29 protein-coding genes and 1 riboswitch are annotated in these 26,465 nt (G+C 71.4%); of the genes, 12 read left to right on the top strand and 17 right to left on the bottom strand.

Going from position 1 to position 26,465, the window contains the following annotated elements; all coding sequences use genetic code 11:
- Positions 1–3: 3 nt before the first annotated feature.
- Positions 4–648 (bottom strand): DUF3558 domain-containing protein, encoded by a 645-nt coding sequence (locus tag ACIQWX_RS20910; RefSeq protein WP_400873272.1) that lies wholly within the window; start codon positions 646–648, stop codon positions 4–6.
- Positions 645–1,043, bottom strand: coding sequence for a hypothetical protein (locus ACIQWX_RS20905; RefSeq protein WP_400873269.1), 399 nt, complete (start codon positions 1,041–1,043; stop codon positions 645–647). The genes ACIQWX_RS20910 and ACIQWX_RS20905 overlap by 4 nt, the downstream gene beginning before the upstream one ends.
- 186 nt (positions 1,044–1,229) lie before the next feature.
- Here ACIQWX_RS20905 and ACIQWX_RS20900 point away from each other — a divergent pair, with 186 nt between their 5' ends.
- The 5 genes from ACIQWX_RS20900 to ACIQWX_RS20880 all read left to right on the top strand — a co-directional run bounded on the left by ACIQWX_RS20900 (position 1,230) and on the right by ACIQWX_RS20880 (position 7,330).
- The gene (locus ACIQWX_RS20900; protein ID WP_400873267.1) at positions 1,230–1,811 is read left to right on the top strand and encodes a TetR/AcrR family transcriptional regulator; all 582 of its coding nucleotides are present in this window, start codon (positions 1,230–1,232) and stop codon (positions 1,809–1,811) included.
- A gap of 558 nt (positions 1,812–2,369) precedes the next feature.
- A complete protein-coding gene (locus tag ACIQWX_RS20895) occupies positions 2,370–3,707 on the top strand; it encodes a hemolysin family protein (protein WP_400873264.1) in 1,338 nt (445 codons plus the stop codon).
- Positions 3,704–4,747 (top strand): hemolysin family protein, encoded by a 1,044-nt coding sequence (locus ACIQWX_RS20890; RefSeq protein WP_400873261.1) that lies wholly within the window; start codon positions 3,704–3,706, stop codon positions 4,745–4,747. Before ACIQWX_RS20895 ends, ACIQWX_RS20890 begins: the two co-directional genes overlap by 4 nt.
- Positions 4,744–5,625: a 3-methyladenine DNA glycosylase gene (locus ACIQWX_RS20885; protein WP_400873258.1), complete on the top strand. Its 882-nt coding sequence runs from the start codon at positions 4,744–4,746 to the stop codon at positions 5,623–5,625. Before ACIQWX_RS20890 ends, ACIQWX_RS20885 begins: the two co-directional genes overlap by 4 nt.
- Before the next feature lie 115 nt (positions 5,626–5,740).
- Positions 5,741–7,330, top strand: a complete 1,590-nt coding sequence (locus ACIQWX_RS20880) for a hypothetical protein (protein WP_400873255.1) — start codon at positions 5,741–5,743, stop codon at positions 7,328–7,330.
- On the opposite strand, the gene ACIQWX_RS20875 is transcribed toward ACIQWX_RS20880, so the two are convergent.
- Both ACIQWX_RS20875 and ACIQWX_RS20870 read right to left on the bottom strand, forming a co-directional pair.
- A complete protein-coding gene (locus tag ACIQWX_RS20875; protein ID WP_400873253.1) occupies positions 7,327–8,097 on the bottom strand; it encodes an aldo/keto reductase in 771 nt (256 codons plus the stop codon). The genes ACIQWX_RS20880 and ACIQWX_RS20875 overlap by 4 nt on opposite strands.
- 43 nt (positions 8,098–8,140) lie before the next feature.
- On the bottom strand, positions 8,141–8,950 hold the full coding sequence (locus tag ACIQWX_RS20870) for a helix-turn-helix domain-containing protein (RefSeq protein ID WP_400873250.1): 810 nt from the start codon (positions 8,948–8,950) through the stop codon (positions 8,141–8,143).
- A 182-nt stretch (positions 8,951–9,132) separates the two neighbouring features.
- Here ACIQWX_RS20870 and ACIQWX_RS20865 point away from each other — a divergent pair, with 182 nt between their 5' ends.
- On the top strand, positions 9,133–9,495 hold the full coding sequence (locus ACIQWX_RS20865; protein WP_400873247.1) for a nuclear transport factor 2 family protein: 363 nt from the start codon (positions 9,133–9,135) through the stop codon (positions 9,493–9,495).
- Positions 9,496–9,548: 53 nt separating this feature from the next.
- Here ACIQWX_RS20865 and ACIQWX_RS20860 read toward each other — a convergent pair whose 3' ends face one another.
- The gene (locus ACIQWX_RS20860; RefSeq protein ID WP_400873244.1) at positions 9,549–10,703 is read right to left on the bottom strand and encodes an NAD-dependent epimerase/dehydratase family protein; all 1,155 of its coding nucleotides are present in this window, start codon (positions 10,701–10,703) and stop codon (positions 9,549–9,551) included.
- 138 nt (positions 10,704–10,841) lie between these two features.
- Here ACIQWX_RS20860 and ACIQWX_RS20855 point away from each other — a divergent pair, with 138 nt between their 5' ends.
- Positions 10,842–11,339, top strand: a complete 498-nt coding sequence (locus ACIQWX_RS20855; RefSeq protein WP_400873241.1) for a GtrA family protein — start codon at positions 10,842–10,844, stop codon at positions 11,337–11,339.
- On the opposite strand, the gene ACIQWX_RS20850 is transcribed toward ACIQWX_RS20855, so the two are convergent.
- Both ACIQWX_RS20850 and ACIQWX_RS20845 read right to left on the bottom strand, forming a co-directional pair.
- Complete coding sequence (locus ACIQWX_RS20850) at positions 11,269–13,443, bottom strand: glycosyltransferase family 2 protein (protein ID WP_400873238.1); 2,175 nt, start codon at positions 13,441–13,443, stop codon at positions 11,269–11,271. The two genes, ACIQWX_RS20855 and ACIQWX_RS20850, sit on opposite strands and share 71 nt — an antisense overlap.
- The gene (locus ACIQWX_RS20845) at positions 13,440–14,387 is read right to left on the bottom strand and encodes an NAD-dependent epimerase/dehydratase family protein (protein ID WP_400873236.1); all 948 of its coding nucleotides are present in this window, start codon (positions 14,385–14,387) and stop codon (positions 13,440–13,442) included. The genes ACIQWX_RS20850 and ACIQWX_RS20845 overlap by 4 nt, the downstream gene beginning before the upstream one ends.
- 124 nt (positions 14,388–14,511) lie before the next feature.
- On the opposite strand from ACIQWX_RS20845, the gene ACIQWX_RS20840 reads away from it, so the two are divergent.
- Both ACIQWX_RS20840 and ACIQWX_RS20835 read left to right on the top strand, forming a co-directional pair.
- Positions 14,512–15,180 (top strand): hypothetical protein, encoded by a 669-nt coding sequence (locus tag ACIQWX_RS20840; protein ID WP_400873233.1) that lies wholly within the window; start codon positions 14,512–14,514, stop codon positions 15,178–15,180.
- A gap of 67 nt (positions 15,181–15,247) precedes the next feature.
- On the top strand, positions 15,248–15,985 hold the full coding sequence (locus ACIQWX_RS20835; protein WP_400873231.1) for a response regulator transcription factor: 738 nt from the start codon (positions 15,248–15,250) through the stop codon (positions 15,983–15,985).
- A gap of 41 nt (positions 15,986–16,026) precedes the next feature.
- On the opposite strand, the gene gcvP is transcribed toward ACIQWX_RS20835, so the two are convergent.
- Both gcvP and ACIQWX_RS20825 read right to left on the bottom strand, forming a co-directional pair.
- Complete coding sequence (gene gcvP, locus ACIQWX_RS20830) at positions 16,027–18,897, bottom strand: aminomethyl-transferring glycine dehydrogenase (RefSeq protein WP_400873228.1); 2,871 nt, start codon at positions 18,895–18,897, stop codon at positions 16,027–16,029.
- Between the two features lie 169 nt (positions 18,898–19,066).
- Positions 19,067–19,165, bottom strand: a riboswitch (glycine riboswitch).
- 42 nt (positions 19,166–19,207) lie between these two features.
- Positions 19,208–19,786 carry a MerR family transcriptional regulator gene (locus ACIQWX_RS20825; protein ID WP_086679377.1) on the bottom strand — a complete coding sequence of 193 codons (579 nt, stop codon included), beginning with the start codon at positions 19,784–19,786 and terminating at the stop codon, positions 19,208–19,210.
- 279 nt (positions 19,787–20,065) lie between these two features.
- Between ACIQWX_RS20825 and ACIQWX_RS20820 the strand changes: the two genes are divergently transcribed.
- Positions 20,066–20,698: a TetR/AcrR family transcriptional regulator gene (locus ACIQWX_RS20820; RefSeq protein ID WP_400873225.1), complete on the top strand. Its 633-nt coding sequence runs from the start codon at positions 20,066–20,068 to the stop codon at positions 20,696–20,698.
- Here the strand turns inward: ACIQWX_RS20820 and trxA are convergent.
- The 8 genes from trxA to ACIQWX_RS20780 form a co-directional block, all read right to left on the bottom strand.
- Complete coding sequence (trxA, locus tag ACIQWX_RS20815; protein WP_400873222.1) at positions 20,679–21,014, bottom strand: thioredoxin; 336 nt, start codon at positions 21,012–21,014, stop codon at positions 20,679–20,681. The genes ACIQWX_RS20820 and trxA overlap by 20 nt on opposite strands.
- A gap of 11 nt (positions 21,015–21,025) precedes the next feature.
- A complete protein-coding gene (locus tag ACIQWX_RS20810; RefSeq protein ID WP_400873220.1) occupies positions 21,026–21,421 on the bottom strand; it encodes a MerR family transcriptional regulator in 396 nt (131 codons plus the stop codon).
- 41 nt (positions 21,422–21,462) lie between these two features.
- Positions 21,463–21,936 (bottom strand): bifunctional nuclease family protein, encoded by a 474-nt coding sequence (locus tag ACIQWX_RS20805; protein ID WP_009078856.1) that lies wholly within the window; start codon positions 21,934–21,936, stop codon positions 21,463–21,465.
- A 216-nt stretch (positions 21,937–22,152) separates the two neighbouring features.
- On the bottom strand, positions 22,153–22,899 hold the full coding sequence (locus tag ACIQWX_RS20800) for a MerR family transcriptional regulator (protein ID WP_400873216.1): 747 nt from the start codon (positions 22,897–22,899) through the stop codon (positions 22,153–22,155).
- The gene (garA, locus tag ACIQWX_RS20795) at positions 22,896–23,366 is read right to left on the bottom strand and encodes a glycogen accumulation regulator GarA (RefSeq protein WP_086679381.1); all 471 of its coding nucleotides are present in this window, start codon (positions 23,364–23,366) and stop codon (positions 22,896–22,898) included. Before garA ends, ACIQWX_RS20800 begins: the two co-directional genes overlap by 4 nt.
- A gap of 137 nt (positions 23,367–23,503) precedes the next feature.
- Positions 23,504–23,890 (bottom strand): glycine cleavage system protein GcvH, encoded by a 387-nt coding sequence (gene gcvH, locus ACIQWX_RS20790; protein ID WP_086679382.1) that lies wholly within the window; start codon positions 23,888–23,890, stop codon positions 23,504–23,506.
- Between the two features lie 274 nt (positions 23,891–24,164).
- On the bottom strand, positions 24,165–24,791 hold the full coding sequence (locus ACIQWX_RS20785) for a CDP-alcohol phosphatidyltransferase family protein (RefSeq protein WP_400873212.1): 627 nt from the start codon (positions 24,789–24,791) through the stop codon (positions 24,165–24,167).
- A gap of 13 nt (positions 24,792–24,804) precedes the next feature.
- Entirely contained in the window at positions 24,805–25,035 is a 231-nt protein-coding gene (locus ACIQWX_RS20780; protein WP_400873209.1) for a hypothetical protein, read from the bottom strand.
- A gap of 316 nt (positions 25,036–25,351) precedes the next feature.
- Between ACIQWX_RS20780 and ACIQWX_RS20775 the strand changes: the two genes are divergently transcribed.
- Together ACIQWX_RS20775 and ACIQWX_RS20770 are read left to right on the top strand one after the other, a co-directional pair.
- Positions 25,352–25,855, top strand: a complete 504-nt coding sequence (locus ACIQWX_RS20775) for a hypothetical protein (RefSeq protein ID WP_400873206.1) — start codon at positions 25,352–25,354, stop codon at positions 25,853–25,855.
- 34 nt (positions 25,856–25,889) lie between these two features.
- Positions 25,890–26,294 (top strand): hypothetical protein, encoded by a 405-nt coding sequence (locus ACIQWX_RS20770; RefSeq protein WP_400873204.1) that lies wholly within the window; start codon positions 25,890–25,892, stop codon positions 26,292–26,294.
- Positions 26,295–26,465 lie beyond the last annotated feature (171 nt).

Here is a 26,465-nt window from a genome sequence, read left to right as displayed (position 1 = left end):
TCGTCAAGCCCCCTTGAGTGTTCTGACGATTCCGGCCGCAGCACCCTGCGCGGCGTCACAAGAATCCTGTTGCCCCTCGTAGCCTCCGGCGATCACGTAGACCGCCAGATCGTCGGCGATGCCGACCGCCATGCTGCAGTTCCCGCTCGAGCGCCGGTCCCGCGTGTCCCAGTAGATCGCGGGGTATCCCTCGACATCGGGCGCGCGCTCGAGAAACTTGGTGACGCCTTTCGGGCGTTCGTAGTCCGCCTGGATCCCGGCCAGGCCACCGCCGCCGCGGTCGCGGTTCCCGGTGGCGAGGGTGACCAGCAGGCTGATCCCCTCGCCCTTGATCTTCCAGCCACAGTTGGGTCCGGCCTCGTTTTCGACGCTGCCGTCGTTCAGCCGCGGCTCGCCGGGGTCCACGTACTTCAGCCGGGACAGCTCGTCCTTCGGAACGAGACCGCACGGATCGTTTTCGTACTTCGACGCGTCCAGCGGCGAGGCCACCTTCGGGACGTCCGCGGTGGGCGCCGATGACGCGGCCGGTGAAGACGCGACCGGCGTGGCTGTGCCCCCGGTCGTCGAAGTGCAGCCGCTCACGAGCGAGGCACCCATGAGAAAAGCCCCGGCGAGAACACTCGCGCGGGTGGTCGTGCCCAAGGTCACGTCGCCTGCCTGAAGGTCTCGGACATGCTCTCGTCGGTCACGACGGTCTTGCTCTGCGCCGCCTTGAGCTTCTTGATGTAGCCCTGCACGTATTTGCGCATGGACTCGTTCTGCTCCTGGAGGGACGCGATCGAGTCACCGGCTGTCGACACGAAGCTTCCGCTGGCCGGATCCTGTCCGGGAGGGACCGCCGCGCCTCGCATCGATTCGATCGTGCGCCCGTCTTCCACGATCTTGTCCAGCTCGTCTTCCCAGAGACCGATCACCGAGGCGAGCTCCTCGGGGTCCATCTTGAACTGGCCACCCTCGCCACCGCCGCCGTAGACGTGACCGCTGTTGCCCAGGAGGTCTCCCCAGACCGCCTGGACCGCCTGCCCGGCCTCACCGATGATCACGCCGCGCACCTTCCCCTCAGTTCACCCACCGTGATGGTGCAAAGATTAGCCAACTGTCTCACGCCGTGTCAGCGAATCGCCGCAACGTTCCGACGATGGGGATCAAGGTTCGGTTCCCGGGCACTCCGGGTCACAGTACGTACGTACGGATTGCGAAGTCCCGGTCCTCGGTGCCAGGATTTCAGGATGCCACGCGTAAGCCAGGATCACCTCGACGCACGCCGGCGCCAGATCCTCGACGGCTCGCGCGTCTGCTTCGCGCGCTACGGCTACGAAGGTGCCACAGTCCGGCGCCTGGAGGAAGCCACCGGACTGTCCCGGGGCGCGATCTTCCACCACTTCCGCGACAAGGAGTCGCTCTTCCTCGCCCTCGCCGAGGACGACGCCATCCGGATGGCCGACGTCGTCGCCGAGCAGGGCCTGGTCCAGGTCATGCGCGACCTGCTCGCCGGGGGCGACCACCCGGCCGACTGGCTCGGCACGCGCCTCGAGGTGAGCCGGCGGCTGCGCACCGATCCCGAGTTCCGCGGCCGCTGGGCCGAGCGGTCCGAGCAGCTGACCACCGCCACCCGTCTGCGCCTGCAGCGCCAGCGCGAGGCCGGGATCCTGCGCGACGACGTCGACGTCGACGTGCTCACCGCGTTCCTGGAGCTGGTCCTCGAAGGACTCGTTTCGCACCTGGCCATGGGACTGCCCGCGGCCGGCCTGGGGCCGGTGCTCGACCTCGTCGAGGAAACCGTGCGGCGGCACCGGCCGGGTACCGCCTGATCACCCGTGGTCCGATGGCCGGCGTGGTTCTCCTCGAGGCGCACGGCCAGGCAGTGCAAGCCGCCGCCGACGGCGGGGACCGCCGGGCGCCGTGTACCGAGTAGACGGTCCGCGACCCCGAGCAGCCGTGGGCGCCGTCGCTGCTCGCCGGGGCCACCGCGCGCTTCGTCGGCCATTCTCGGGCGGCAACCGCGCCGAACCACCCGGCGAGGTGAGCGACGGCATACCGAAGCGGCCGCTCCGGGCATTCCCCGCGCGAGCGCACCCCGTAACCCCTGCTCGGGCGGCACGACCCGAAACCGGCCCGGCGCCGTGAGTCGACCTTGCACGGCACGCCGCTGAACCACCCGCCAAGGTGAGCGCGCCGACACACCGATATCGCCCGCGGCTCCGGGCGCCGACACGTTAAACTTGTCCGCATCGTCGCAGTACACGCCGATTTCCTACTAGGAGTGACCGTTTCGTGCGCGCAGCGCAGTCACCTGGTGACAGTACCGAGCCGGGTGACCGACCCGGCTGTCCGATAGGTTCATCCCCCGCCGACCGGGCGGGTGCGGAATGATCCAAATCCTCTTCGCCGTGCTCGGCGTTCTCCTCTTCGTGCTGCTGACCGTCGGCACCGGGCTCGCGGTCGCCGCCGAGTTCTCGCTGACCGCGCTCGAACGCAGCACCGTCGAGGCCAACGTCCGGCAGGTCGGCGACCGCCGCGCCCTGACCGTGCAGAAGGCCCACCGGACGCTGTCCTTCCAGCTCTCCGGCGCCCAGGTCGCGATCACCCTCACCACGCTGATCACCGGTTACCTGGCCGAGCCGCTGATCGGCGAGCTCGTCCGGCCGCTGCTCACCGGCGTCGGGCTCCCGGAAGGGTTCGCCGCGGGCGCGTCGATCGTGCTCGCCTTGGTCATCGCCACCTCGCTGTCGATGATCCTCGGCGAAATGGTGCCGAAGAACCTCGCCATCGCACGACCGCTGCCGACCGCGCGGGCCGTCGCCGGGTACCACTCGCGGTTCTCCGCCCTTTTCCGGTGGCTCATCACGCTCATGAACAACAGCGCGAACTTCCTCGTGCGCAAGTTCGGCGTGGAGCCCCAGGAAGAGCTGCGGTCGGCGCGGTCGCCGCAGGAGCTCGGCTCGATCGTGCGGTCCAGCGCCGAAAGCGGGACGCTCGACACCTCGACCGCCGAGCTGCTCGACCGCTCGCTGCGGTTCGGCGAGCGCACCGCGGAAGAGCTCATGACCCCGCGTGTGCAGCTCGAATCACTCGCCGTCGACGACACCATCGAGGACCTCATCGACATCTCGCGCCGCACCGGGTTCTCGCGGTTCCCGGTGCACGCCGAGGACCTCGACGACGTCCGCGGCGCCGTGCACGTCAAGCAGGCCTTCGCCGTGCCCGCCGCCGACCGGGCCGCCGTGCCGATCGGCTCGGTCATGCGGCCGGTGCCGACCGTGCCCGAGTCGCTGCCCGGCGACGACCTCCTGAACCGGCTGCGCGACTCCCGCTTCCAGCTCGCCATCGTCGTCGACGAGTACGGCGGCACCGCCGGGCTGGTGACCCTGGAGGACGTCGTCGAGGAGATCATCGGCGACGTCCGCGACGAGCACGACGACCACGAAGGCCCGGCGTCGCAGCAGGTCGGCACCGACAGCTGGCTGGTGTCCGGGCAGCTGCGCGCCGACGAGGTCACCGACGTCACCGGGTTCCGGATGCCGGACGGCGACTACGAAACCATCGCCGGGCTGATCCTCGAGCGGCTGGGCAAGATCCCCGCCGAGGGTGACGCCGCCGAGGTCGACGGCTGGCGGCTCACCGTGACCACGATGGACAAACGCCGGATCGCCGAGGTCGAAGTCGCCCCCGTGCGCGCCGAAGAGCCGGCGGAGGTGGCCTCGTGAGCGACTGGCTGAACATCGCCCTCGTCGTGCTCCTGCTGCTGACGAACGCCTTCTTCGTCGGCGCGGAGTTCACGCTGATCTCGTCCCGGCGCGACAGGCTCGAAGCGCTGCTGGAGCAGGGCAAGACGCGCGCGAAGATCGTGATCAACGCGAGCAAGCACGTCTCGCTGATGCTCGCCGGCGCGCAGCTGGGCATCACCATCTGCTCGCTGCTGCTCGGCCGCCTCGGCGAGCCCGCGGTCGCGCACCGGCTCTCGGCGTTCTTCGACCTGCTGGGCCTGCCCGAAGCGCTGCTGCACCCGATCTCGTTCGCCATCGCGCTGGCGTTCATCACCGTGCTGCACGTCCTGATCGGCGAGATGGTGCCGAAGAACCTCGCGATCGCCGAGCCCGAGCGGCTCGCGCTGTGGCTGGTGCCGGTGCACGTCGGGTGGGTCAAGCTCGCCAACCCGTTCATCTGGCTGCTGAACTTCGTCGCGAACTCGCTGCTGCGCGCGGTGAAGGTCGAGCCGAAGGACGAGCTGGAGACGGCCTACACCTCCGACGAGCTGGCCGAGCTGCTCAGCGAGTCGCGTCGCGAAGGCCTGATCGACCAGTCCGAGCACCGGCGGCTGACCCAGACGCTGTCGTCGGTGCAGAAGACGGTGGCCGACGTGCTGGTGCCGACGGCCGAGCTGACCACGCTGCCGTGCGGGCCGACCGTCGGCGACGTCGAGCGGGCGGTCTCCTCGACCGGCTTCTCGCGGTTCCCGGTGTGCACCGACGACGGGCGGCTGACCGGCTACATCCACGTCAAGGACGTCCTCGAGCTGGCCGGGCACGACCCGGCGACGATCGTCCCCGACGCGAAGACGCGCCCGCTCACCGAGCTGCGCGCCGACGCCCGGCTCGACGTCGCGCTTTCGGCCATGCGCAAGGAAGGCAGCCACCTGGCGCGCGCGCTCGACACGGGCGGCAACGCTCTCGGCGTCGTGGCGCTGGAAGACCTCGTCGAGGAGTACGTGGGCACCGTGCGCGACGGAACCCACGTCGGCGCATGACCGGCGTCGAGGTGCTCGCCGAACCGGACTGGCTGGCCCGGGAGGCGGCGCACGTCGACCGGATGCGGCGGTGGACCGTCCCGCACCAGGAGCGGCGCTCGCGCGGCGAAAAGCACCCGGTGCTGGACTTCCTCTTCACCTACTACTCGTACCGGCCGTCACACCTGGAGCGGTGGCAGCCCGGGCCCGGCGTCGCGCTCGCCGGGCCCGCGGCGCGGCGCTTCCTGGACCGCAAGGGCTACGTCTCGACGGACGACGGCGTCCTGCTGGATCCCGCCGGCTTCACCGAAAGCAAGGCGAAGACCGCGGAGTTCGTCCTCGGCCTGCTGACCGCGACGGCGTCGCGCGCGCCGCGGCTGAGCTGCTTCGGCCTGCACGAGTGGGCCATGGTCTACCGCGAGCCGGCCGACTCGGTCCGGCACAACCAGGTCCCGCTCCGCCTCGGGTCGGCGGGCACCGACGCCGTCGTCGAGGCGCTCGACGTCCGCTGCGGGCACTTCGACGCGTTCCGGTTCTTCACCGCGGACGCGCGGCCACGCAACGAGCTGACGCCGTCGCGGGAGACGCAGGTCGCACTCGAGCAGCCGGGGTGCCTGCACGCGAACATGGACCTGTTCAAATGGGCGTACAAGCTCGATCCGTTCGTGCCGGCGGAGCTGGTGGCGGACTGCTTCGAGCTGGCCGTGGAGATCCGGACACTGGACATGCGGGCGAGCCCGTACGACCTGGCCGCGCTCGGCTACCCGCCGGTGCGGATCGAAACGGCCGAGGGACGAGCTGAGTACGCTCGGGAACAGGGCGGGTTCGCCCGGCGGGCCGCACCGCTGCGTGCTCGGCTGATAGCGCACTGCCATCGCCTGGTCAGAGCAGCACCCTGAGCACGGCCCACTGTGAGTCAGATTATTCTCTCACCGATACTCACCTGTTAGGGTGATAACGGTTTCATTGCATCGCAGCGCGTGCTTGACATGCGCTCACCCCGAAAGGACGACGATGGGGCGACACACCCGGGACGACGAGCCCGTGCCGCACCCTCAGGACCGTGCCGAGGGCCGTTCGGCCGCTCCTCGCCGCCGCAACCCGGACGACGCCCGCCGTGGTGAGGCATCCGGCTCCTACCCGGTCGCAGGACCCGCGAAGACCCCGAAGCGCAGCTCCATTTCGGACGCCTTCGGGATCGCCGGCCGCGGCACGCCCCGCGGCGAGTCGTCCGGGTACTTCGTCTCCGGCGGCGGTGAAGCTTCCGGCTCGTACCCGGTCGCCGGGCGCGGCGAAACCACCGGCTCGCACCCCGCCGCTCGTCGCGGCGAGGCCTCCGGCTCCTACCCCGTCGCCGCGCGTGGCGAAGCTTCCGGCTCACACCCGGTCACCGGACGTGGCGAAGCCGCCGGCTCGCACCCCGTCACCGGACGCGGCGAAGCCACCGGCTCGCACCCCATCGGCGGGCGCGGCGAAACCACCGGCTCGCACCCCGCCGCTCGTCGCGGCGAGGCGTCGGGCTCCTACCCGGTCGCCGGCGTTGGCGAACCGCCCGCCCGCCGTGGCGAGGCCCCCGGCTCGCAGCCCCGGACCGGCCGTCGTGCCGGGCGTCGCGGGGAAGCCTCCGGTTCCTTCCCGGCCGCCCGGCGGGACGAGACCGCCGCCGAGCGGACCGAGGTCATCACCCGGCACGACGACGCCTCCGGCGACTACCCGATCACGGCCCGCGGCGAAGCCTCCGGCGCCGTCCGGACCGCCGGCCGCGGGGAGAAGACCGGCCGCACCCTCGACCGCCCCACTCCCGCCGGCGGCGAAAGCACCCCGCGCCGGCGTCGCCGCGACGACGCCGGCGAGACCGCCTCCCGCCGCGCTCCGGGACGCGGTGAGGCCACCGGCCCGCACCGCGCCGAGGGCAAGAGCGAGACCACCGCCAAGACCGAAACGACCGGCAAGAGCGAGACGACCGGCTCGCACCGGATCGCCGGGAAGGCCGAGGCCACCGGCTCGCACCGGATCGTCGGCAAGAAGGCGCCGCGGCGGCGGATCGCCGGCTGGCCCATCGCCTGCGCCGTGCTCGCCGCCCTCATCGGGCTCGGCGTGATCGGCTGGAACTGGGCCGACAGCGAGCTCAACAGCCGCGCCGAGGCGCAGGCCGCCAGTTGCTCGGGCGGCACGTCGCAGATGCGGATCGTCGTCACGCCGAGCGTGCAGAAGCCGCTGACCGCCGCCGCCGACCGCTGGAACCAGGCCGCCACCGTCGTGCACGGCCAGTGCGTGCACGTGACGATCGACGCCAAAGCGTCCTCGCAGGTCCTCGACGCGCTGGTCGGCCGGGCGAACCTGGACTCCATCGGCGGTCTCCCGGCCGCGTGGCTGCCCGAATCGTCGTACTGGGTCAGCGAGCTGACCCAGAAGAAGCCCGAGATGATCGGCTCCCCCGCCCAGTCGGTGGCGAGCGCCCGGTCCGCGGACTACCCGTTCATCGGCCTCACCGGGCAGGGCATCGACGACACCGTGCTCCGCGCGGCGCAGACGTTCCGCGAGTACCTCGAGCAGCCGGCCCAGCAGGCCGACTTCGCCGCCGCCGGGATCAAGTCCGCCTAGACGCGCGTGCCGTTGTCGAGCTCGGCCACCACGGCGAGGTCGTCGTCGGCCAGCTCGAAGTCGAAGATCCCGAAGTTCTCGCGGGTGCGGGTCGTGGTGGCCGAGGCCGCCACGGCGACCGTGCCGGCCTGCAGGTGCCACCGCAGCACGATCTGGGCCGGGGTCTTGCCGTACTTCGCCGCGAGGGCGGTGACGGTCTCGTCGGCGAGCAGCCCGGCGTTCGCGGCCGGGCTCGACGCCGCGGTCGCGATGCCGCGCTCGGTGTGGAACTCGCGCAGCGGCAGCTGCTGCAGCCACGGGTGCAGCTCGACCTGGTTCAGCACCGGAACCGCGCCGGTGGCGTCGATCAGCCGGCGCAGTTCCGCGACGCCGAAGCCGGCGACGCCGATCGCACGCACGCGGCCGTCGGCGCGCAGCCGGCTCAGGACGCGCCAGGTGTCGGTGAACGCGCCTTTCGTGCCGTCCAGCAGGCACAGGTCGGCCCGCTCGACGCCGAGTGCGGTCAGCGCCTGGTCGGCGGCGCGGCGGGCGGTGTCGTAGCCCTGCGCGGGCACCTTGAAGCTGACGAACAGCTCGTCCCGGGGAGTGCCGGCGAGGGCGGTGCCCACCGCCGCCTCGGTCCCGGGCGCGGTGTCGAAGCCGCGGTAGCCGACGTCGAGGGCGATGCGGACGGCGCGGCCGGTCTCGCCGGCGGTCAGCCCCGCGACACCGAACAGCAGCTGGGGGATGCGGACTCCGTCGGACAGGGCGAGCGAAGGCGGGGCCATCTACCGGTGATCCTCACGTCGGATGCTGCGCGGGTGTCCCCCATCATTCCACCGACACGGCCCGCTCGCGCAGGTATGCGGCGGTCGCCGCGTCGGCCGGGAAGAACGCCTCGATCACCAGCTCCGCGACGGTGACGTCCAGCGGCGTGCCGAACGTGGCCACCGTGCTGAAGAACGTCAGGTCGGTGCCCTCGTGGCGGAACTTCAGCGGGACGAAGATGTCACCCGGTCCAGGGACCTCCACCTCGGGCACGGGCTGGTCGCACGGGTAGCCGCGCAGCTCGTCGAGGAGCCCGGCCAGCCCGGGGTCGGCGGTCTGGCCCACCTGGCGGCGCAGCCGGCCGAGCAGGTGGGCGCGCCACTCCCCGAGGTTGAGGACGTGCGGGGCCATGCCGTCGGGGTGCAGGGTCGCCCGCAGGACGTTGGTGGTCAGCTCGGCCGGGATGCCGGCGACGAAGAGACCGACGGCGGCGTTGGCGTCGACGAGGTCCCAGTTCCGGTCGACGACGGCGGCCGGGAAGGGCTCGTGGCTCGCGAGCAGCTGCCGGACGGCCCGGCGGACGGCGTCCATTTCCGGGTCCCCCAGCGCGTTTTCGGTGTAGGCGGGCGCGAACCCGGCGGCGAGCAGCAGCCGGTTGCGTTCGCGCAGCGGGACGTCGAGGTGCTCGCCGAGCCGCAGCACCATGTCCCGGCTCGGCTGCGAGCGGCCGGTTTCGACGAAGCTGAGGTGCCGGGTGGAGATGTCCGCGGAGATGGCGAGGTCGAGCTGGCTGATCCGGCGCCGGTCACGCCATTCCCGCAGCAGCTGCCCCACGGGCCGCTGCCGCGCGGCCGCCTGCACTGTGGTCGTCACGCGAGCGACGCTACGGCGATCACGGGGCGGCTGCCATTACTTCGGGGGTAATGGCGGCCAGCGGCTCAGACGCCGCCGCGGCATTACCTCGCGCGTAATCGACGGGCCGCCGCGGGTCCGCCAGAGTCGGTCTCAGCACCGGGACGGCAGAACTCGTTGTCCCCCAACCGAAGGAGCACCCCATGACCGACGTCCGCACCCTCGTCGAGCAGTACATCGCCGTCTGGAACGAGACCGACGGTGACAAGCGCCGCGCCCTCATCGGCGACCTCTTCACCGACGGTGCGAGCTACACCGATCCGCTCGGCGCGGTCACCGGCCACGACGGGATCGACCAGTTCGTCGGCGGGGCCCAGCAGCAGTTCGCCGGGCTCACCTTCAGCCTGCCCGCCGAGCCCGACGCGCACCACGACCTCGCGCGGTTCCAGTGGTACCTCGGCACGCCCGGGGCCGCCGAGCCGGTCGCCATCGGGTTCGACGTCGTCGAACTCGAAAACGGGAAGATCGCCAAGGTGCACGGCTTCCTGGACAAGATCCCCGGCTGAAAACGCGGCGTGCGGGCTCCCGGGCAGGGGAACCCGCACGCCGGCCGCACCCGCTAGCCCTTAAGCGCGCCCCGCCAGCGCACCGTCGGGCGCAGCTTCTCCGGGTTCACCCGGTGCTTGTTGGCGCCGACGATGTCGAACATCGACTCGATCAGCGTGTCCGAAAGCAGGTGCGGCTCCAGCCCCAGCCCGACCAGCCCGGTGTGCTTCACGTTGTAGTAGTGCTCCGGCGCCTCGGTGCGCGGGTTCTCCAGCTGCTCGATCTGCACCGGCCCGGGGAACCGGTCGGCGACCAGGTCGGCGATCGCGGCCACCGACATGCTCTCCGTCATCTGGTTGAACACGCGGAACTCCCCCGCCTCGGCCGGGTTCTCCACGGCGAGCCGGATGCACTCGACGGTGTCGCGGATGTCGATCAGCCCGCGCGTCTGGCTGCCCTTGCCGTACACGGTCAGCGGCTGGCCCAGCACCGCCTGGATGACGAACCGGTTCAGCACCGTGCCGAACACCGCGTCGTAGTCGAAGCGGGTCGCCAGGCGCGGGTCGGCCGCCGTCTGCGGCGTCTGCTGGCCGTACACGATGCCCTGGTTGAGGTCCGTCGCGCGCAGCCCCCACGCGCGGCACGTGAATTCGATGTTGTGCGAATCGTGCACTTTGGTCAGGTGGTAGAACGAGCCGGGCCGCTTCGGGAACAGCACCCGGTCGGAACGCCCGTTGTGCTCGAGGTCCAGCCAGCCTTCTTCGATGTCGACGTTCGGCGTGCCGTATTCGCCCATCGTGCCCAGTTTGACCAGGTGGATCGCCGGATCGATCTCCGCGATCGCGTACAGCAGGTTCAGGTTGCCGATCACGTTGTTGTGCTGGGTGTACACCGCGTGCTCGCGGTCGATCATCGAGTACGGCGCCGACCGCTGCTCGGCGTAGTGGACGATCGCGTCCGGTCCGAAGTCCCGCACCGCCCCGAACAGGAACTCCGCGTCCAGCAGGTCGCCCTCGTAGCTGGTGATCGTGCGCCCGGAGACCTCCTCCCACGCGGCGATCCGGCCGGCGAGGGATTCGATCGGCACGAGGCTTTCGACGCCCAGTTCGGCGTCGTAACCGCGGCGGGCGAAATTGTCGAGAACGGCTACCTCGTGACCTTTGTCCGATAAGTGAAGCGCGGTCGGCCAGCCCAGATATCCGTCACCGCCGAGAACCAGCACTCGCATTGTGCCGCCTTTCCTGCTCGTTTACGCCCCCCGACGTTATCGATCACGTGCTGATGAAGACCTGGCAATAGGCTGTGAATCTCCTATGCGTAGGGGACCCGGACGGCGGCGCTCCGGGCCCGCGGGGAGGATGGGGGCATGACGACCGTAACCAACGGCGTGCGGCCCCGCACGACGGAGAAGACCCGCCGCCGCGGCTGGGCCCGGCTGGCCCGCGCCGCCGCGACGTCGGTCGCCGCCACGGTCCTCAGCCAGGTCGTCCTGCTCGCCGTGCTCGGCTCCGGCGGCGCCGCGGCCCTGGCGAGCACGCTGGCCTGGGCGGCCGGCGCGGTGCTGAACTTCGTGGTCACCCGGCGCTGGGTGTGGGGCCGCACCGGGCGCCCGCGCGTGCGCCGCGAACTGCTGCCCTACCTGGCCGTCATCGGCCTCGGCGGGCTCGCCTCGATCGGGCTGACGACGCTGGCGGGCTCGCTGCTCACGCCGCTGGACCTGCCGCACTTCTGGTGGGTCGTGCTCGTCGACGGCGCGTACGTGGCGAGCTACGCGCTGGTGTTCGTCGTCAAGTTCACGCTGCTCGACCGGCTCGTGTTCGCCCGCGGCGCAGCACGTACCCCCGCCACCACGTCCCCGTCATGACCCGGGCGTAGTTCGCGCCGTAGACGAGGCTGCCGCCCTTCTTGCTCTTGCCCGCCTTGCGCAGCCGCATGCTCATCGGCAGCTCGACGACGCGGGCGCCGCGCGCGGTCACGCCGAGCATCAGCTCCGACGACTGGTACTGCGGCTCGTTGAGCGGGACCGAGCAGGCCAGCTCCGCCCGCATCGCGCGGAAGCCGAACGACGTGTCGGTGATCCGCCGCGCGGTCAGCACCGAGGCCAGCACGGCGAACACGCGCACGCCCAGCCACCGGACGCGGCTGTCGGCCTCTTCGTGGCCGAGCCGCCGGGACCCGGTGACGAAGTCCGCGGTGCCCTCGACGACCGGGCGGACCAGAACTTCCAGCTCGCTGTTGTCGTACTGGCCGTCGGCGTCGGTCGTGACGACGTACTCGGCGCCCGCTTCCGCGGCGAGGTGGTAGCCCAGGCGCAACGCGGCGCCCTGGCCGCGGTTGCGGGGTGCGACGCAGACGTACGCTCCGTGCTCCTCGGCGATGGCGGCCGTGTCGTCGGTGCCGCCGTCGACCACGACGAGCACGTCCACGCGCATGCCGAGGCACTCGTCGGGCATCTTCTCCAGGACTTCGCCGATCCCGCCGGCTTCGTTGTAGGCGGCGATGACGACGGTCAGCGGTGCCAGCTTCAGCTCCGGGTGCCGGCCGCGGAAGTCGTCGAGGGCGCCGGTGTCGACGTCGTCGGGGAACGCGGCGAGGCGCTTCCGGCTGGCCGAGGTCAGCGTGGTGAAGCCGAGCGCCGCCGCCACCGGGAAGAGCGCCAGCGCGGGGATCTGGTAGCGCCAGGAGAACTGGAACACCGCCGAGGCGAACAGCAGGATCAACCCGCTCGACGCCGCGAGCAGCGCCCCCGCGCGGGCCGGGTCCAGGGGCTTCTTGCGGCGGAACACCGTCAGCAGGCCCATGAGCGCGCCGATGCCCAGCACCGCGCCCGGGACGTACCCGCCGCCGAGCTGGTAGTCGCGCAGGATCTTCGCCAAGGGCTGGTCGACGCTCGCGTTCACGCCGTCGTTCTGCTGCGTGACCAGGTCGATGAGCGACTGGTCGGCCCACTGCGGGTAGGCGAGCTGGAACTGCCACCGGTCCAGCGGGACGTCGGTCGGGTCCTGCTCGCGGGTCCAGGCGAAGCTCTTGGCGAAGTCCTTCAGGACCGCGTCGGCGACATCTCCGGGCTGCTCCTTCAGGACGTCGATCGCGAACTCGTGCGCCAGCGCGGCCTTGTCCGCGCCCGGCGGGAGCGGGCCCGGCCAGTTCGGGTCGAGGTCGGCGTGGGTGTAGTTGTCCACCAGCCGCGTCTCGCGCGGCTCGGCCGGGCAGAACACCTTCAGTTCCGGCGCGAGGTCGAGGTTCGCGCAGTCGGCGACGGCGGCGGTGCGGCCGTAGAGCATGTTCCCGGACGGCCCGGTCAGGCCCCACTTGCCGGTCTCCGCATGCACCCGCGCCGAATACGGGACGAGCACGACGAGCAGGCCGAGCAGCCCGACACCGGCCCGGCGCCAGCCCGCCCAGTGCCGCCACGCTCCCCCGGCGGCGACCAGGAACACCAACAGTGGCAAGGCGAGGGAGATGCCGATGAGCCGCGTCAGCACGCCGAAGCCGAGCAGCAGCCCCGCGGCGCCGGCGCGTTTCCAGCCCGGGGTGCCCCAGCCGAGCAGCAGCCACAGGAGCCCGAGGAGCACCGCCTCGAACGTCACCTCGGACATGATGTTCTGCTCGATCTGCAGCTGGTAGGCGTCGAGCAGCACCGGCACGGCGGCCAGCGCGCCGACCCACGGGCGGCCGCCGAGGCGCAGCACCAGGCCGTACACACCGATCGCGATGAGGATCCCGCCGACGTGCTGGACGGCCGCGACCCAGGCGAGGCCGCCGACGGCCAGCAGCGGGCGCAGGACCAGGTCGTAGCCGATCGGGTCGAGCTGGTCGGCCCGCAGCGCGTGCAGGTTGTCGATGTAGCGGAACGAATCGATGTACAGCAGCGCCGGCTGGTAGGCCAGCCAGGTCAGTACCCGCAGCACGATCGCCGGGATGAGGAGCAGGAGCAGCAGCCAGTGCCGCTTCAGCAAAGCCTTCACGGTGTCGCTTGTGGACGGTCGAGGTTCGAGAAGTACTTCCACGCCGTGGCCAGGCCGTCGGTCAGCGAGACCTCCGGCCGGTACCCGATGGTCTCGGCGCTGGCCGAAACGTCGACGACCACCGCGGGCATCTCCCCCGCCGGCGCGTCGACGTGCTCGACGGGCAGCTCCGCACCGGTCACCTCACGCACGGCTTCGACCATCTCCAGCACGGACACCGAGCGCCCGGCGCCGACGATCGCGCGGCCGGTGTGGCCGCTGTCGAGGGCCAGCAGGATCGCGCGGACGACGTCGTCGACGTGCACGAGGTCGCGGCGCTGGCGGCCGTCGCCGTAGACCTTGACGCCGCCGCCGGTCAGCGCGGCGCGCATCATGCGCGGCACGAAACTGTCCTTGTGGGACATTCCCGGGCCGTAGACGTTGGTGAACCGCAACGCACACGTCGTCATGCCGTACGCGCCGGCGTAGCCCGAGAGCAGCATTTCGCACGCCGCCTTGGTGGCGCCGTACGGCGTCAGCGGGCGCAGCGGGAGGTCCGGGGTGATCGTCGCGGAGCCGACGTCGCCGATGACCGCGTTGGTCGAGGCGAGCAGGAACTTCGGCACCCCGCGGCGGCGGGCGAGCTCCAGGAGCTCCTGGGTGACCAGGACGTTGTCGGCGAAGGTGTCCTCGGGCAGCTCGACCGACTTCAGCACCGACGTCAGCGCGGCCAGGTGCACGATCCCGGCGGTCTCCGGCGTCACGGCTTCCTCGCGGACCGCGGCCTCTCGCAGGTCGCCGGTCACCACGCGGACGCCGCCCGGGTCTTCGGGGAACGGGACGCGGTCGACGACGGTGACCGGGACACCCCGCTCGCGGAGGGCGCGCACGACGGCCCGGCCGATGAAGCCGCTGCCGCCGGTCACGACCACGGACGTCCCATCAGGACCGTGCGCATTCGCCATGGCGTCAACCTACCTCCCGTTCCTGTGCGGTCGCCGGGTGCGTACGCAGAAGTGCGTATGGCCGGTTTCCCGGTCCGGTTGGTGTCCTGGACGGGTCATGAAGCAATGGGGAGGAAGGCTCACCATGAAACGACTCTTCACCGTTCCGGCACTGCTGCTGGCCTCGCTCGCCGGGGCGCTCACCGTGTCCGCCGCGCCCGCGAGCGCGGCGACGACCGACGTCGGCGTCATCCCGTCGGGCCGGTCGTGCCCGGTCGGCACCGAGGCGATCGTGATCCGGATGGACGACGAGGATTCGGGCAACGCGAACTCGCGCGGCGGGTTCATCGGGGCGGTCAGCAGCACGAGCAACACCGAGATGTTCTTCTGCCGGGTCAACGGCACCGCGTTCCGCGGGGTCGTGCAGTCCGGCTCGTTCCGGCCCTACGCCGTGCTGAAGCTCGGCGCGAACTGCCCGAACGGCTCGCAGGAGTTCTCGCGCCGGTTCGACAACGAGGACGACAGCAACAACAACTCGTTCTCCGGCAACATCTTCCCGAACGTGAGCGACAGCAACACGCTGCTGCGGTTCTGCCTGTTCGCGCCGGGGGTGGCCACGACGACGGCGTTCCCGACCGTCGGGTTCAGCTACCTGGTGTTCTCGGGGGTCGACTCCTCGGGCTTCTTCCACACCGACGACGAGGACGACAGCAACAACAACCAGTACTCGGCGCCGGCGGGGATCAGCAGCATCGCGCAGTCGATGGTGAGCGCCGGTTCGAACACCACGCTGAACGTCCGGATCGCCCGGTAACACCCGGTTCGTATCTCCCTCGGTTCGCCCGGGTCTTTTCCGACCGGGAGAACCGAGGGGGATACGGGTGAGCAGTGAAGTCTCGGCGCGGTGCCTGCACCGCGCCCTCGAAGTCGTGCGCGAGCTGAAGACCGCGGGGCCGGGCGAAGGGCTGGCCGGGCTGGGCCGGCTGGTCGGCTGCGACGTCGTCTCGTGCACGAGCACCGAGCACACCACCCGCCGGCTGACCGGCACGGTCACCGACCGGCCGGAGCAGAACCTGATGCGCCACCCGGAGTTCCGGGCGCACGTGCACCAGCACCCGGGGTTCGCGGCCTACCGCTCCGGCGCGCTGCGGCTCGGCACGTCCGCCGCGCTGAGCGACCTGGCCGACCTGCGGACGCTGCGCGCGCTGCCGTTCTACACCGACTTCTACCGCCCGCGCGGCACGGTCGACCAGCTGCTGTGCGTGGTCCAGGTCGACGACCGGCACGGGCGGGTCCTCACGCTCAGCCGGTCCCGGCCGGGGTTCGCCGCGCGGGACCGGGAGCTGGTGGACCTGCTGGCACCGCACCTGGCCCAGGCGTTCGCCCGGGAGTCCCGGCCGCCGGTCCGGCCGGTCGCCGGCGGGGCGGTCGAGGTGCTGACGGCCCGCGAACGGGAGGTGGCCGGCCTGGTGGCGCGGGCCGCGACCGACCGGGAGATCGCCCGCCGGCTGGGGATCAGCCCGCGGACGGTCCAGAAGCACCTGCAGCAGATCTACCGCAAGCTGGGGTTGACCAGCCGCACTGGGCTGATGGTCTGCCTGTCGGGCCCGGGGTCGTGAGTGCGTAACAGTGTTCTAACACTGTTACGCACTCCCGACCGTCAGGCGAAGGCTTCCGGGGGCGGGCAGGAACAGACCAGGTTGCGGTCGCCGGCCGCGCCGTCGATGCGGCGGACCGGGGGCCAGATCTTCGCCGCGGTCGCCCCGGCCGGGAAGACCGCCGTCTCGCGGCTGTAGGGTCGGTCCCACTCGCCCGTGACGCACTTCGCCGTGTGCGGGGCTTGGCGCAGCGGCGACTCCTCCAGCCGCCACTCCCCCGCCGCGACGCGGTCGATCTCCGCGCGGATCGCGATCATCGCGTCGCAGAAGCGGTCCAGCTCGGCCAGGTCCTCGCTCTCGGTGGGCTCCACCATCAGCGTGCCCGCCACCGGGAACGACATCGTCGGCGCGTGGAGGCCGTAGTCCGCCAGGCGCTTGGCCACGTCGTCGACCGTCACCCCGGTCGCCTTCGTCACCGGCCGCAGGTCGAGGACGCACTCGTGCGCGACGAGCCCGCCGTGGCCCGCGTACAGCACCGGGAAGTGCTCCCCGAGACGGCGGGCGACGTAGTTCGCGTTGGCCACCGCCACCAGCGTCGCCCGGCGCAGGCCCTCGGCGCCCATCATCCGGACGTACGCCCACGAGATGGGCAGGATCGACGCGCTCCCCCACGGCGCCGCACTGACCGGCCCGACCCCGGTCGCCGGACCGGCGGCCGGCTGCAGCGGGTGGTTCGGCAGGAACGGCGCCAGGTGCGCGCGGACCCCGATCGGCCCGACGCCGGGTCCGCCGCCGCCGTGCGGGATGCAGAACGTCTTGTGCAGGTTCAGGTGTGAGACATCGGCGCCGAAGCGGCCGTACTGGGCGACGCCGATGAGCGCGTTGAGGTTGGCGCCGTCGACGTACACCTGCCCGCCGGCGTCGTGCACCAGCGCGCACACCTCGCCGACGGTGTCCTCGTAGACCCCGTGCGTCGACGGGTAGGTGATCATGATCGCGGCCAGGTCGGCGCGATGCTCGTCCACAGTGGACCGCAGGTGGCCGAGGTCGATGTTGCCCTCGTCGTCGCAACGGACGACGACCACGCGCATGCCTGCCATCACGGCGCTCGCCGCGTTCGTGCCGTGCGCGCTGGCCGGGATCAGGCAGACGTCCCGCTCGCCTTCGCCGCGCGACCGGTGGTAGGCGCGGATGGCCAGCAGGCCGGCGAACTCGCCCTGGCTGCCGGCGTTGGGTTGCAGGGAAACCGTGTCATAGCCGGTGATCCGGGCGAGCCACGCGCTCAGGTCGGCGACGACCTCCAGGAGCCCGGCGGCGTCCTCGGCGGGCGCGAACGGGTGCAGGCCGGCGAACTCCGGCCAGGTGACCGGTTCCATCTCCGCCGTGGCGTTGAGCTTCATGGTGCACGAGCCGAGCGGGATCATGCTGCGGTCGAGGGCGACGTCCTTGTCCGCGAGCTGCCGCAGGTAGCGCAGCAGCGCGGTTTCCGAGCGGTGGGCGTGGAACACCGGGTGGGTGAGGAACTCGCTCGTGCGCCGCAGCGGGGCCGGGAGCGCGTCGGCGGTGTCCGCGTCGAGGCCGTCCACATCGGACACCGAGACGCCGAACGCCTTCCACACGCAGGCAAGCCGTTCGCGGGTGGTGGTCTCGTCGCAGGCGACGCCGACGTGGTCGTCGTCGATCCGGCGCAGGTTGACGCCGAGGTCGCGCGCCGCCTCGACGACGGTGCCCGCCCGGCCGGGGACGGCCGCGACGACGGTGTCGAAGAACTCGCCGTGCACGACCTCGACACCGCCCTCGCAGAGTCCGGCGGCGAGCACGGTGGCCATCCGGTGGGCGCGCAGCGCGATCGCGCGCAGGCCGTCGGGCCCGTGGTACACGGCGTACATCGACGCCAGCACGGCCAGGAGGACCTGCGCGGTGCAGATGTTCGACGTCGCCTTCTCGCGGCGGATGTGCTGCTCGCGGGTCTGCAGGGCGAGCCGGTACGCGGGGGCGCCGTCGGCGTCCTTCGAGACGCCCACGAGCCGCCCCGGCAGCTGCCGTTCGAGGCCCTTGCGGACCGCGAGGTAGGCGGCGTGCGGGCCGCCGAAGCCGAGCGGGACGCCGAAGCGCTGCGTCGACCCGACGTCGGCGCCGAGCTCGCCGGGCGGCCGCAAGAGCGTGAGGGCGAGCGGGTCGGCGGCGACGATCACCGCGGCGCCGTGCTTCTTGGCGTCGGCGATGGTCAGGTCCAGCTCGCGCACCGCGCCGGACGCGCCCGGGTACGCCAGCAGGATGCCGAAGAAGTCGCCGCCCAGCCCGAGGCCGGTCAGTCCTTGCGAGAGGTCTTCGACGACGAGTTCGATGCCGAGCGGCTCGGCGCGGGTGCGGAGCACGGCGAGGGTCTGCGGGAGGGTGTCCTGGTCGACGACGAACCGGTTCGAGGCCGATTTGCCCGCGCGGCGCACGAGCGTCATGGCTTCGGCGGCGGCGGTGGCTTCGTCGAGCATCGAGGCGTTGGCGACCGGCAGGCCGGTCAGGTCGGCGACCATGGTCTGGAAGTTGAGCAGGGCTTCGAGCCTGCCTTGGGAGATTTCCGGCTGGTAGGGCGTGTAGGCGGTGTACCAGGCCGGGTTCTCGAGGACGTTCCGCCGGATGACGGGCGGGGTGACGGTGTCGTGGTAGCCGAGGCCGATCATCTGCGCCATGGGCCGGTTCCGGCCGGCGAGCTCTCGCAGTTCGGCGAGTGCCTGGGCTTCGGTGGCGGCGGGCGGGAGTTCGAGCGGCTGCGCGGACCGGCGGAGTGACTCGGGAACGGCACGCTCGGAGAGCTCGTCGAGAGAAGCGACGCCGATGACGTCGAGGATGCGGCGGAGTTCGTCCGGACCGGGCCCGATGTGCCGGTCGGCGAAGGGAATGCCTTGTTCCAGGGAGGCGAGTGACGGTTCCACAACAGCCTCCTGGGGACGCGAAGCCGGACCGAGACGACGATGTCTCGGCCTCCCCACTCTGTCCGTACCCCCGAAGGGGCGCCTGAGAGTTTCGCCCGAGGTTGAGCCGGGCTTGCACCGTCGGCGGGGCCATCAGGTTGTGTCCTGACGACCCGCTTTCCAGAGGCGTCTCGTCCGCGCGGTCCAGGGTGCCTGAGAGGTTCCGGGGAGGACTTGCTCCTTCGGCGCCGAGCTCAAGGTGTGGCTCGGACTCTCCCGCGCGGATTCGTCGACCGCGAGGAGAACCTTACTCCGTCCGCCGCAGCGGTGATCACCCGGTCCGGCGGGCGTTGCGGCGCTGGGTCAGCTCGTCCGGCTGGTGGGTCTCGACGACGCCGCCGTCGGCGCGTTCGGCCGGGAACTCGTGGATCGTGCCGCTGATTTCCTGCATGGCGCCGCTGACCGCGATGCCGAAGACCCCTTGGCCGCCCTGGAGCAGGTCGACGATCTCCTCCGGCGAGGTGCACTCGTAGACGGTGGTGCCGTCGGAGAACAGCGTCACGCGCGCGAGGTCGCGGACCCCGCGCACGCGCAGGTGGTCGACGGCGACGCGGATGTTCTGCAGTGAGACCCCGGTGTCCAGCAGCCGCTTGACGACCTTGAGGACCAGGATGTCCTTGAACGAGTACAGCCGCTGCGAGCCGGAGCCGTGGGCGGTGCGGATGCTGGGTGCGACCAGCTTCGTCCGGGCCCAGTAGTCGAGCTGGCGGTAGGTGATCCCGGCGATCTGGCACGCGGCCGGGCCGCGGTAGCCCACCAGCTCGTCCGGCAGCGAGTTGTCGGGGAACAGCTCACCCTGCTCGCCACTCGCGACCTCAACAGGCTGCTTCTCGGAACCAGCCTCGACCACGCAAGCCTCCCCTCGCCCGACCTGGCGGCCGGCGAATGACAGCCGGAGGAGTCCCAGGAGCGGGACCCACCGGAGATCAACCGCCGCGGTCCGGCCCCAGACCGTGAATCACACCGTGGCGATTTACCTCCTTCGACGGTAAGCGCCCGGACAGTGCCGGTCAACGCGACGCGCGGCAAGCCTCAACGGTCGGCTGAGCCTTTGCACCGTTCGCCGTACCCCCGAGCCGGTGGTTCAAACCTCTTGCGCACTTTTACTCAGTCGAGTAACTTTTTACTCATGCAAGTAAACACCGACCTCATGGCCGAGATGGGGCTCAGCGCCGCCGAGGCGGCCCGCCGCGCGCAGATCATCGGGGCGACCATCGGCGTCCTCGCCGACCTCGGGTACCGCAAGACGACGTTCGCCAAGATCAAGGAGCGGGCCGGGCTCAGCAGCACCCGGCTGATCTCGTACCACTTCACGAACAAGGCCGGCCTGCTGCAGGCCGTGCTGAGCACGGTGGTCGAGACGAAGAACGAGTTCCTGAAGGAGCGCACCGGCGGCGGGCTCGACCCGGCCGACCGGGCCGGCTACCTGCGGGCCCACATCGAGACGTCGATCGCGTTCCTGCGCGCCTACCCCGAATGCGTCCGCGTGCTGACCGAGCTGTCGGCCAACGCCGACGACGAGGACGGCTGGGTGATGACGAAGGTGCTGGTCGACGACATGCGCGTGCACGGCCTCGCGCGTCAGCTCAAGCAGGGGCAGACCGAAGGGGTGTTCGGCGAGTTCACACCCGAGGTGATGGCGATGTCGGTCGCGCAGGCGATCGACGGGGTGGCCGCGGCGTACGCGGCCGACCCGTCGCTCGACCTGGAGAACTACGGGCGCGAGGTGGCGGACACCTTCGTCAAAGCGACGGCACCGTGAGGGCGCGGTCGAGGCGCTCTTCGATGCGGGCCTTCGGGAACGCCCCGACGATCGTCTCGACCGGCTCGCCCCCGCGGAACAGGATCATCGTCGGCAGGGACATGACCTGGTAGGAGCGGGTGGTCTCCGGGTTCTCGTCGGCGTTGATCTTGCGGACGGCGAGCTGCCCGGCCCGCTCGGCGGCCAGCTGCTCCAGCACCGGGCCGACCATCCGGCAGGGGCCGCACCAGGTGGCCCAGAACTCGACCAGCACGGGGACGTCGCTGCCGACGACCTCCGCGAACGTCGTGTCGGTGACTTCACGGACTTCGGACATGATGGGCTCCTTCACGGGCGCGGGGCATCGGGGACGACACAGGGATCGGGCGCTTGCCGGGCCAGCGCGCCGGCGAGCTTCGCGGCCAGTTCCTCGCGGATCCCGCCGAGGCGCGCCAGCAACGCGTCCGCTTCTTCGAGCTTGCGGCGGTAGACCTCGAGGGAGTTCGCGCAGGAGTCGCCGGTCTCGTGGCCGCTGCGGAGGCACTCGACGAACGGGCGGGTCTCGTCGAGGGTCAGGCCGACCGTCTGCAGGGTCTGGATCTCCTTGACCAGCTGCAGGTCGTGCTCGTCGTATTCGCGGTAGCCGTTCGCCGAGCGACGGGCCGCGATCAGGCCCTGGGCCTCATAAAACCGCAGCGCACGGGTGGTGACACCCGTGCGCTGCGCAAGCTCTCCGATCCGCATACCCCGACGCTAGACGTTGACGTCCGCGTCAAGGCAAGTTCTCAGGTATCGGCCCCGCGGAAGTCCTCCGGGGACACGGAGTCGAGGAACTCGCGGAACTTCTCGACCTCGTCCTCCTGCTCGTCCGGGATGATCAGGCCCGCCTCCTCCAGCACCGCGTCCACGGCGTGGATGGGGACGCCGATCCGCAGGGCCAGCGCGACCGAGTCGCTCGGCCGGGCGGACACCCGGATGTCGCCGTCGAAGACCAGTTCCGCGAAGAACGTGCCTTCCTTGAGGTCGGTGATGACGACCTGCTCGAGCTCCCGGCCGAGCGCCCCGATGACCTCTTTCAGCAGGTCGTGGGTCAGCGGACGGGCGGGCCGGACTCCCTGTTGCTCCAAGGCGATGGCGGTGGCTTCGACCGAGCCGATCCAGATCGGCAGGTACCGTTCACCCTCGGTCTCCCGCAGCAGCAAGATCGGCTGATTCGCGGGCAGCTCGACCCGCACACCGACGACGCGCATCTCGCTCATCGGGCTTCGCCTCCCTCTCGTGCACGCGGGCGCAGGTGCTGGAACGTTTCGGCGCCGTCACTGCCGACGCTACCCGTCATTCCCACGCTGTGCTCGCTGTCGAGACTATCTCGGTTCGCCTGCCGCAAACCCTTGCCCTCACGGTACGGCATGCGGCACCGAACATTCAGTCATTGACATGGGGCCGCCAAGAGGATCTCAGTGCCCCGTTGCGGATCAACACCCCGTGACGCCGCGGATTCCCGCCTTGACGAGAAGCGTGTGGAGCGTCACGGACAGCGCCGCGACCTCCCGGACCACTTCGTCGGCCCTCGACTTCGCTTCCGGGTCACGGTGCCGATACACCGGGGTCACGATCTGCTCCAGCAACCCGACCTCGCGGTCGGCCGCGGCGCGGAAGGCACGCAGGTGTCTCGGCTCGATACCGAATTCGGTCATCGCCTTCACCGTCCGCGCGACCAGCACCGCGTCCGGGTCGAAGAACCCGGCGGGACCGGACCGGACCAGGCCGTACTGCTGCAGCTCGGCCAGCGCGGCGGCGTCGATGCCGGCCTGCTCCAGGAGCTCCTCCTGGGTCAGGCGCAGCTCCTTGCCCACGGCGAAGTCCTCCGCCACGGGCAGGCCGACGTTCTCCGCCGGCGCGTCGATCGGGACCAGCCGGCGCGGCGGGCGGGGCAGGGCCGCGGCGGGCTCGGCTCCCGAGTCCACCGCGTCCAGCTGCTCCTTGATGACCTTCAGCGGGAGGTAGTGGTCCCGCTGGGCGGCCAGGACGAACCGCAGGCGCTCCACGTCCGCCGCGGCGAACTGCCGGTAACCCGAAGGCGTCCGGCCCGGCGTGACCAGGCCTTCCGCTTCGAGGAACCGGATCTTGGAGATGGTGACGTCGGGAAAGTCCCCGCGCAGCTGCGCGAGGACCGCCCCGATGCTCAACCCGTGGTTCTGTGGCCGCCCGGCCGCCGTCACTGCGCCCCCTGGCCCCCGTGACCCGGGCCGGTCAGGAAGACCAGGCGGAACTTGCCGATCTGCACCTCGTCGCCCCCGGCGAGGACGGCCTGGTCGACCGGCTCGCGGTTGACGTAGGTGCCGTTGAGGCTGCCGACGTCGATGACGACGAACTCGCCGCCCTCGCGCCGGAACTCCGCGTGCCGCCGGGAGACCGTGACGTCGTCCAGGAAGATGTCGCTGTCCGGGTGCCGCCCGGCGCTGGTGGTGTCGCGGTCGAGCAGGAACCGCGAACCCGCGTTGGGCCCGCGCTTCACGACCAGCAGGGCCGAACCCGGCGGCAGGGCGTCGACACCCTGGACCGGCGCCTCCGCGGCCGGGGCGGGCTCGTGGCCTTCGGCTTCGGCCAGGAAGTCGGCCCGGAAGACAGAGGTCCGCTCCGGAGACTGCTCCGGGGGAACGCCGCCGGGCCCGTCGTTCGTGCTCACCTGAGCTCTCCTCCACACATGCTGTGATGCCTAGTACTCAAGAACGTGTAGCTGCCAACGTACCGTGCCTGATCGATTCTCCGAGCCCCGGCTCCCCGAACCGGCGCAGCGCTGGTCCGACCGGGTGGGAGCGTCGTTCAGCCCTTGGTCAGGGCGTCGTACGCCTCGGCTTCGAGCAGGGCTTCGAGGCCCGCCGGGTCGTCGAGCCGGATCTCGATCAGCCAGCCCTCGCCGTAGGGGTCGCTGTTGATCAGCTCGGGCGAGTCGGCGACGGCGTCGTTGACCGCCACGACCTCCCCGTCGACGGGCGCGAACAGCTCGGAAACGCTCTTGGTCGACTCGACCTCGCCGAAGACGTCACCCGCGCTCACCTGGCGGCCGACCTCGGGCAGGTCGACGAAGACGACGTCGCCGAGCTGGTCCTGGGCGTACTCGGTGATGCCGATGCGGACGAGGGTGTCCTCGCCGCGGGTGGCGACCCACTCGTGTTCCTCGGTGTAGCGAAGCTCTTCTGGAGCGGACACCAGCGGTCCCCTTTCGTGCCCTCACTGGCGGAACGTGCTGCGCGAAGTCTTACACCCACCCGGCGCAGCCGCCGGGCACGGGCCGGGGAAAAGGTGGCGCTCAGTCGCCGGCGGCGGTGCGCGGGCCGGCACGGCGGGGGCGCGACGGGTCGGATTGCGTCGCCGACCGCCGCGACCTGCTCGCGCGGGCGGCGCAGGCCGGCGTGGTCGGTCCTGTGGTGAAGCCGCGGTTCGTGCGGCACGCCCGCCCGCTCCGGCGGCGCGAGCATGCCCCTCACTCCTCCTGAGCGGCGACTCCACGCAGGGCGTTGCGGGCCTGGACCACGTACAACACGCCGGACCACACGTACAGCACCGCGCCCCAGATCGTGAACGCGTAGCCGATCGGGCGGGCCACCGCCGCGACGTCCGAGCCGCCCTGGGCGAGCAGCAGGAACGGGAACGCGTACATCAGCACGAACGTCGCGCCCTTGCCGATGTACGTCACCTCCGGCGGGGCGAACCCGCGGCGGCGCAGCACCACCACGCACACCCCCAGCACCGCTTCGCGCAGCACCAGCGGGACCACGACCCACCAGGGGATGATGTCGCGGACCAGGAACGCGATCAGCGTCGCGAGGATGTAGAGCCGGTCGGCCGCCGGGTCGAGGAGCTGGCCGAGCCGGGACATCTGGTTGAGCCAGCGGGCCAGCTTGCCGTCGAGCCAGTCGGTCAGCGCGCTGAACACCAGCAGCGCGAGCGCCCAGCCGTCCTCCTCCGGTCCCAGCAGCAGCCACAGGAACACCGGGACGCCGGCGAGCCGCAGCAGCGACAGCATGTTGGGGACGTTGAAGGCCTGCCTGAGCAGGGACGGCTCGGCGGCGCTCGCCTGCGCGGCTGGTTCGGGTGCGGCTGTGCTCACCCGCCCAGCGTAGTCAGCAGGCGCGGCGGCGGCTCCAGCCGCGCCGCTGCAGTTCGGCGCTGCTCAGCGCCTCGGGGCGGCCCCGGTAGTCGGTGCCCATCCAGCGGGCGCGGCCGGGGCGCGCCTCCAGGACGTACGGGCGGCCGCAGCACCAGACGACGCTGCTGGGGACGGTCGGCGGGCCGGACGGGCCGGTGTTCTCGTCGGTGCTGGGTTCGGGGCTGGTCACAGCGTCGGCGTTCATCGCTCTCACGGGCTCGGGACGGGGGGTCGGGGACGGGAAGCTCGTCGGCCTCCACCAAGATCTTCGGCACGCGCGGCCGGATTGTTAACCGGTGCGGCCGGAATTAGACCGATCGATTCTTGATGGCAGTGTTGGGTTTCGGAGCGTGAACGGAATGTTAATCGTCCATTGTGGACAGTCTGGGAGCGCCCACCGTAACCGGCCGCCACCCGGCTGGAGTAATCTGCGGCACACCTGTGGGCGAGCCGGTCCACGGGGCCCCCACCCGGATGGGCCAGAATGACCGGGCCCAGCCGACCGGGGAGGAACGATCGCGGTGCCCCACCCGACCACCACGAGGACGTGGCGGCCGCTGCTCGCCGCCTGCCTCGCCGTGCCCGCCCTGGCGGCCTGCTCCGGCGAGCCGGCCGCCCAGGCGCCCGCATCGTCGGCCCCGCCTTCGACGTCCGCCGCGGCGGGCTCCTCGACCACCGCTCCCCCGCCGCCGCCCGCCGACGGCAGCACGCCCGCGCCGGCGACGAAGCCGTCCAGCGCGCCGCCGCCGGTGCCCGGGTCCTGCGGCACGGTGACCGCCGCCAGCGGGCTGACGCTCTACGTGTTCGACAGCGGCTCGGCCGGCGTCACCTGCGTCGCGGCGACGAAGCTCGTCGGCGACTTCCACCGCAAGATCGCCGGCCGCCAGGGCGCCGGCTCGAACGACGCGGTGAACGAGACCGTCGACGGCTGGCTGTGCACCTCCGGGCCGCCGGCCGCGCAGGGCGGCACCACCTGCACGAAGGGCGAGCAGACGGTGTTCGCCGCCGTCGTGCCCTCCGAGTGACCCCTCCCGATCCGTTCCCGCTCCTGAAGGGCCCATGAAGACACTCGCGTACCCCCTGCTGCTCGTCGCCGCGGCCGCCGTCCTGGCCGGCTGCGGCGGTGGCGACCCCGCGCCCGCCGCGCCGTCCTCCGGCGAGCCCGCGCCGGTCCCCGCCGCGGCCGCCGCGGCCGGGTCGACGGCCCCCGGCGTCCCCTGCGGCGACGTCACCGGCACCGGCGGCGCGAAGACGGCGGTCGTCGCGCACGGCCAGGTCGACTGCGCGGCGGCGGCCCAGCTCCTGACGGACTACTTCGCGAAGCTGACGCCCGCCGACGCGAACGACGCCGACGGCCCGGGCCCGATCGTCCTCGGCGAGTGGACGTGCGGCAGCGGCGCCGGCGACCCGGTGACCGCGTGCTCGACCGAGGACGGCCGCCAGGTCGAGGGCACCCGCGGCTGACCGGCGCCCGGCGGAAACGACGTGAATGACTCATTCATGTCGTCTGGCGACAGCAATGAGTCATTCACGTCGTTCGGCTAGCCCTTGAGGTCCGGGAAGTCCTCTTCAGCTCGCGCTTCAGGCCGGAACGGTGATCGTCCTCGGCAGCTCGGAGGCCACGGCGGTGCCGCG

It is taken from the genome of Amycolatopsis sp. NPDC098790, assembly GCF_044759945.1.
GTDB lineage: Bacteria > Actinomycetota > Actinomycetes > Mycobacteriales > Pseudonocardiaceae > Amycolatopsis.
Note: the sequence above shows the minus strand (reverse complement) of the source record. Positions and strands in the feature narration are given on the sequence as shown.

Excerpts from the sequence above, each read along its gene's own strand:
- ACIQWX_RS20900 (WP_400873267.1), top strand. The coding sequence starts at position 1,230 with ATGCCACGCGTAAGCCAGGATCACCTCGACGCACGCCGGCGCCAGATC.
- ACIQWX_RS20895 (WP_400873264.1), top strand. The coding sequence starts at position 2,370 with ATGATCCAAATCCTCTTCGCCGTGCTCGGCGTTCTCCTCTTCGTGCTG.
- ACIQWX_RS20885 (WP_400873258.1), top strand. The coding sequence starts at position 4,744 with ATGACCGGCGTCGAGGTGCTCGCCGAACCGGACTGGCTGGCCCGGGAG.
- ACIQWX_RS20880 (WP_400873255.1), top strand. The coding sequence starts at position 5,741 with ATGGGGCGACACACCCGGGACGACGAGCCCGTGCCGCACCCTCAGGAC.
- ACIQWX_RS20875 (WP_400873253.1), bottom strand. The coding sequence starts at position 8,097 with ATGGCCCCGCCTTCGCTCGCCCTGTCCGACGGAGTCCGCATCCCCCAG.
- ACIQWX_RS20865 (WP_400873247.1), top strand. The coding sequence starts at position 9,133 with ATGACCGACGTCCGCACCCTCGTCGAGCAGTACATCGCCGTCTGGAAC.
- ACIQWX_RS20860 (WP_400873244.1), bottom strand. The coding sequence starts at position 10,703 with ATGCGAGTGCTGGTTCTCGGCGGTGACGGATATCTGGGCTGGCCGACC.
- ACIQWX_RS20855 (WP_400873241.1), top strand. The coding sequence starts at position 10,842 with ATGACGACCGTAACCAACGGCGTGCGGCCCCGCACGACGGAGAAGACC.
- ACIQWX_RS20845 (WP_400873236.1), bottom strand. The coding sequence starts at position 14,387 with ATGGCGAATGCGCACGGTCCTGATGGGACGTCCGTGGTCGTGACCGGC.
- ACIQWX_RS20840 (WP_400873233.1), top strand. The coding sequence starts at position 14,512 with ATGAAACGACTCTTCACCGTTCCGGCACTGCTGCTGGCCTCGCTCGCC.
- ACIQWX_RS20820 (WP_400873225.1), top strand. The coding sequence starts at position 20,066 with ATGCAAGTAAACACCGACCTCATGGCCGAGATGGGGCTCAGCGCCGCC.
- trxA (WP_400873222.1), bottom strand. The coding sequence starts at position 21,014 with ATGTCCGAAGTCCGTGAAGTCACCGACACGACGTTCGCGGAGGTCGTC.
- ACIQWX_RS20810 (WP_400873220.1), bottom strand. The coding sequence starts at position 21,421 with ATGCGGATCGGAGAGCTTGCGCAGCGCACGGGTGTCACCACCCGTGCG.
- ACIQWX_RS20805 (WP_009078856.1), bottom strand. The coding sequence starts at position 21,936 with ATGAGCGAGATGCGCGTCGTCGGTGTGCGGGTCGAGCTGCCCGCGAAT.
- ACIQWX_RS20780 (WP_400873209.1), bottom strand. The coding sequence starts at position 25,035 with ATGAACGCCGACGCTGTGACCAGCCCCGAACCCAGCACCGACGAGAAC.
- ACIQWX_RS20770 (WP_400873204.1), top strand. The coding sequence starts at position 25,890 with ATGAAGACACTCGCGTACCCCCTGCTGCTCGTCGCCGCGGCCGCCGTC.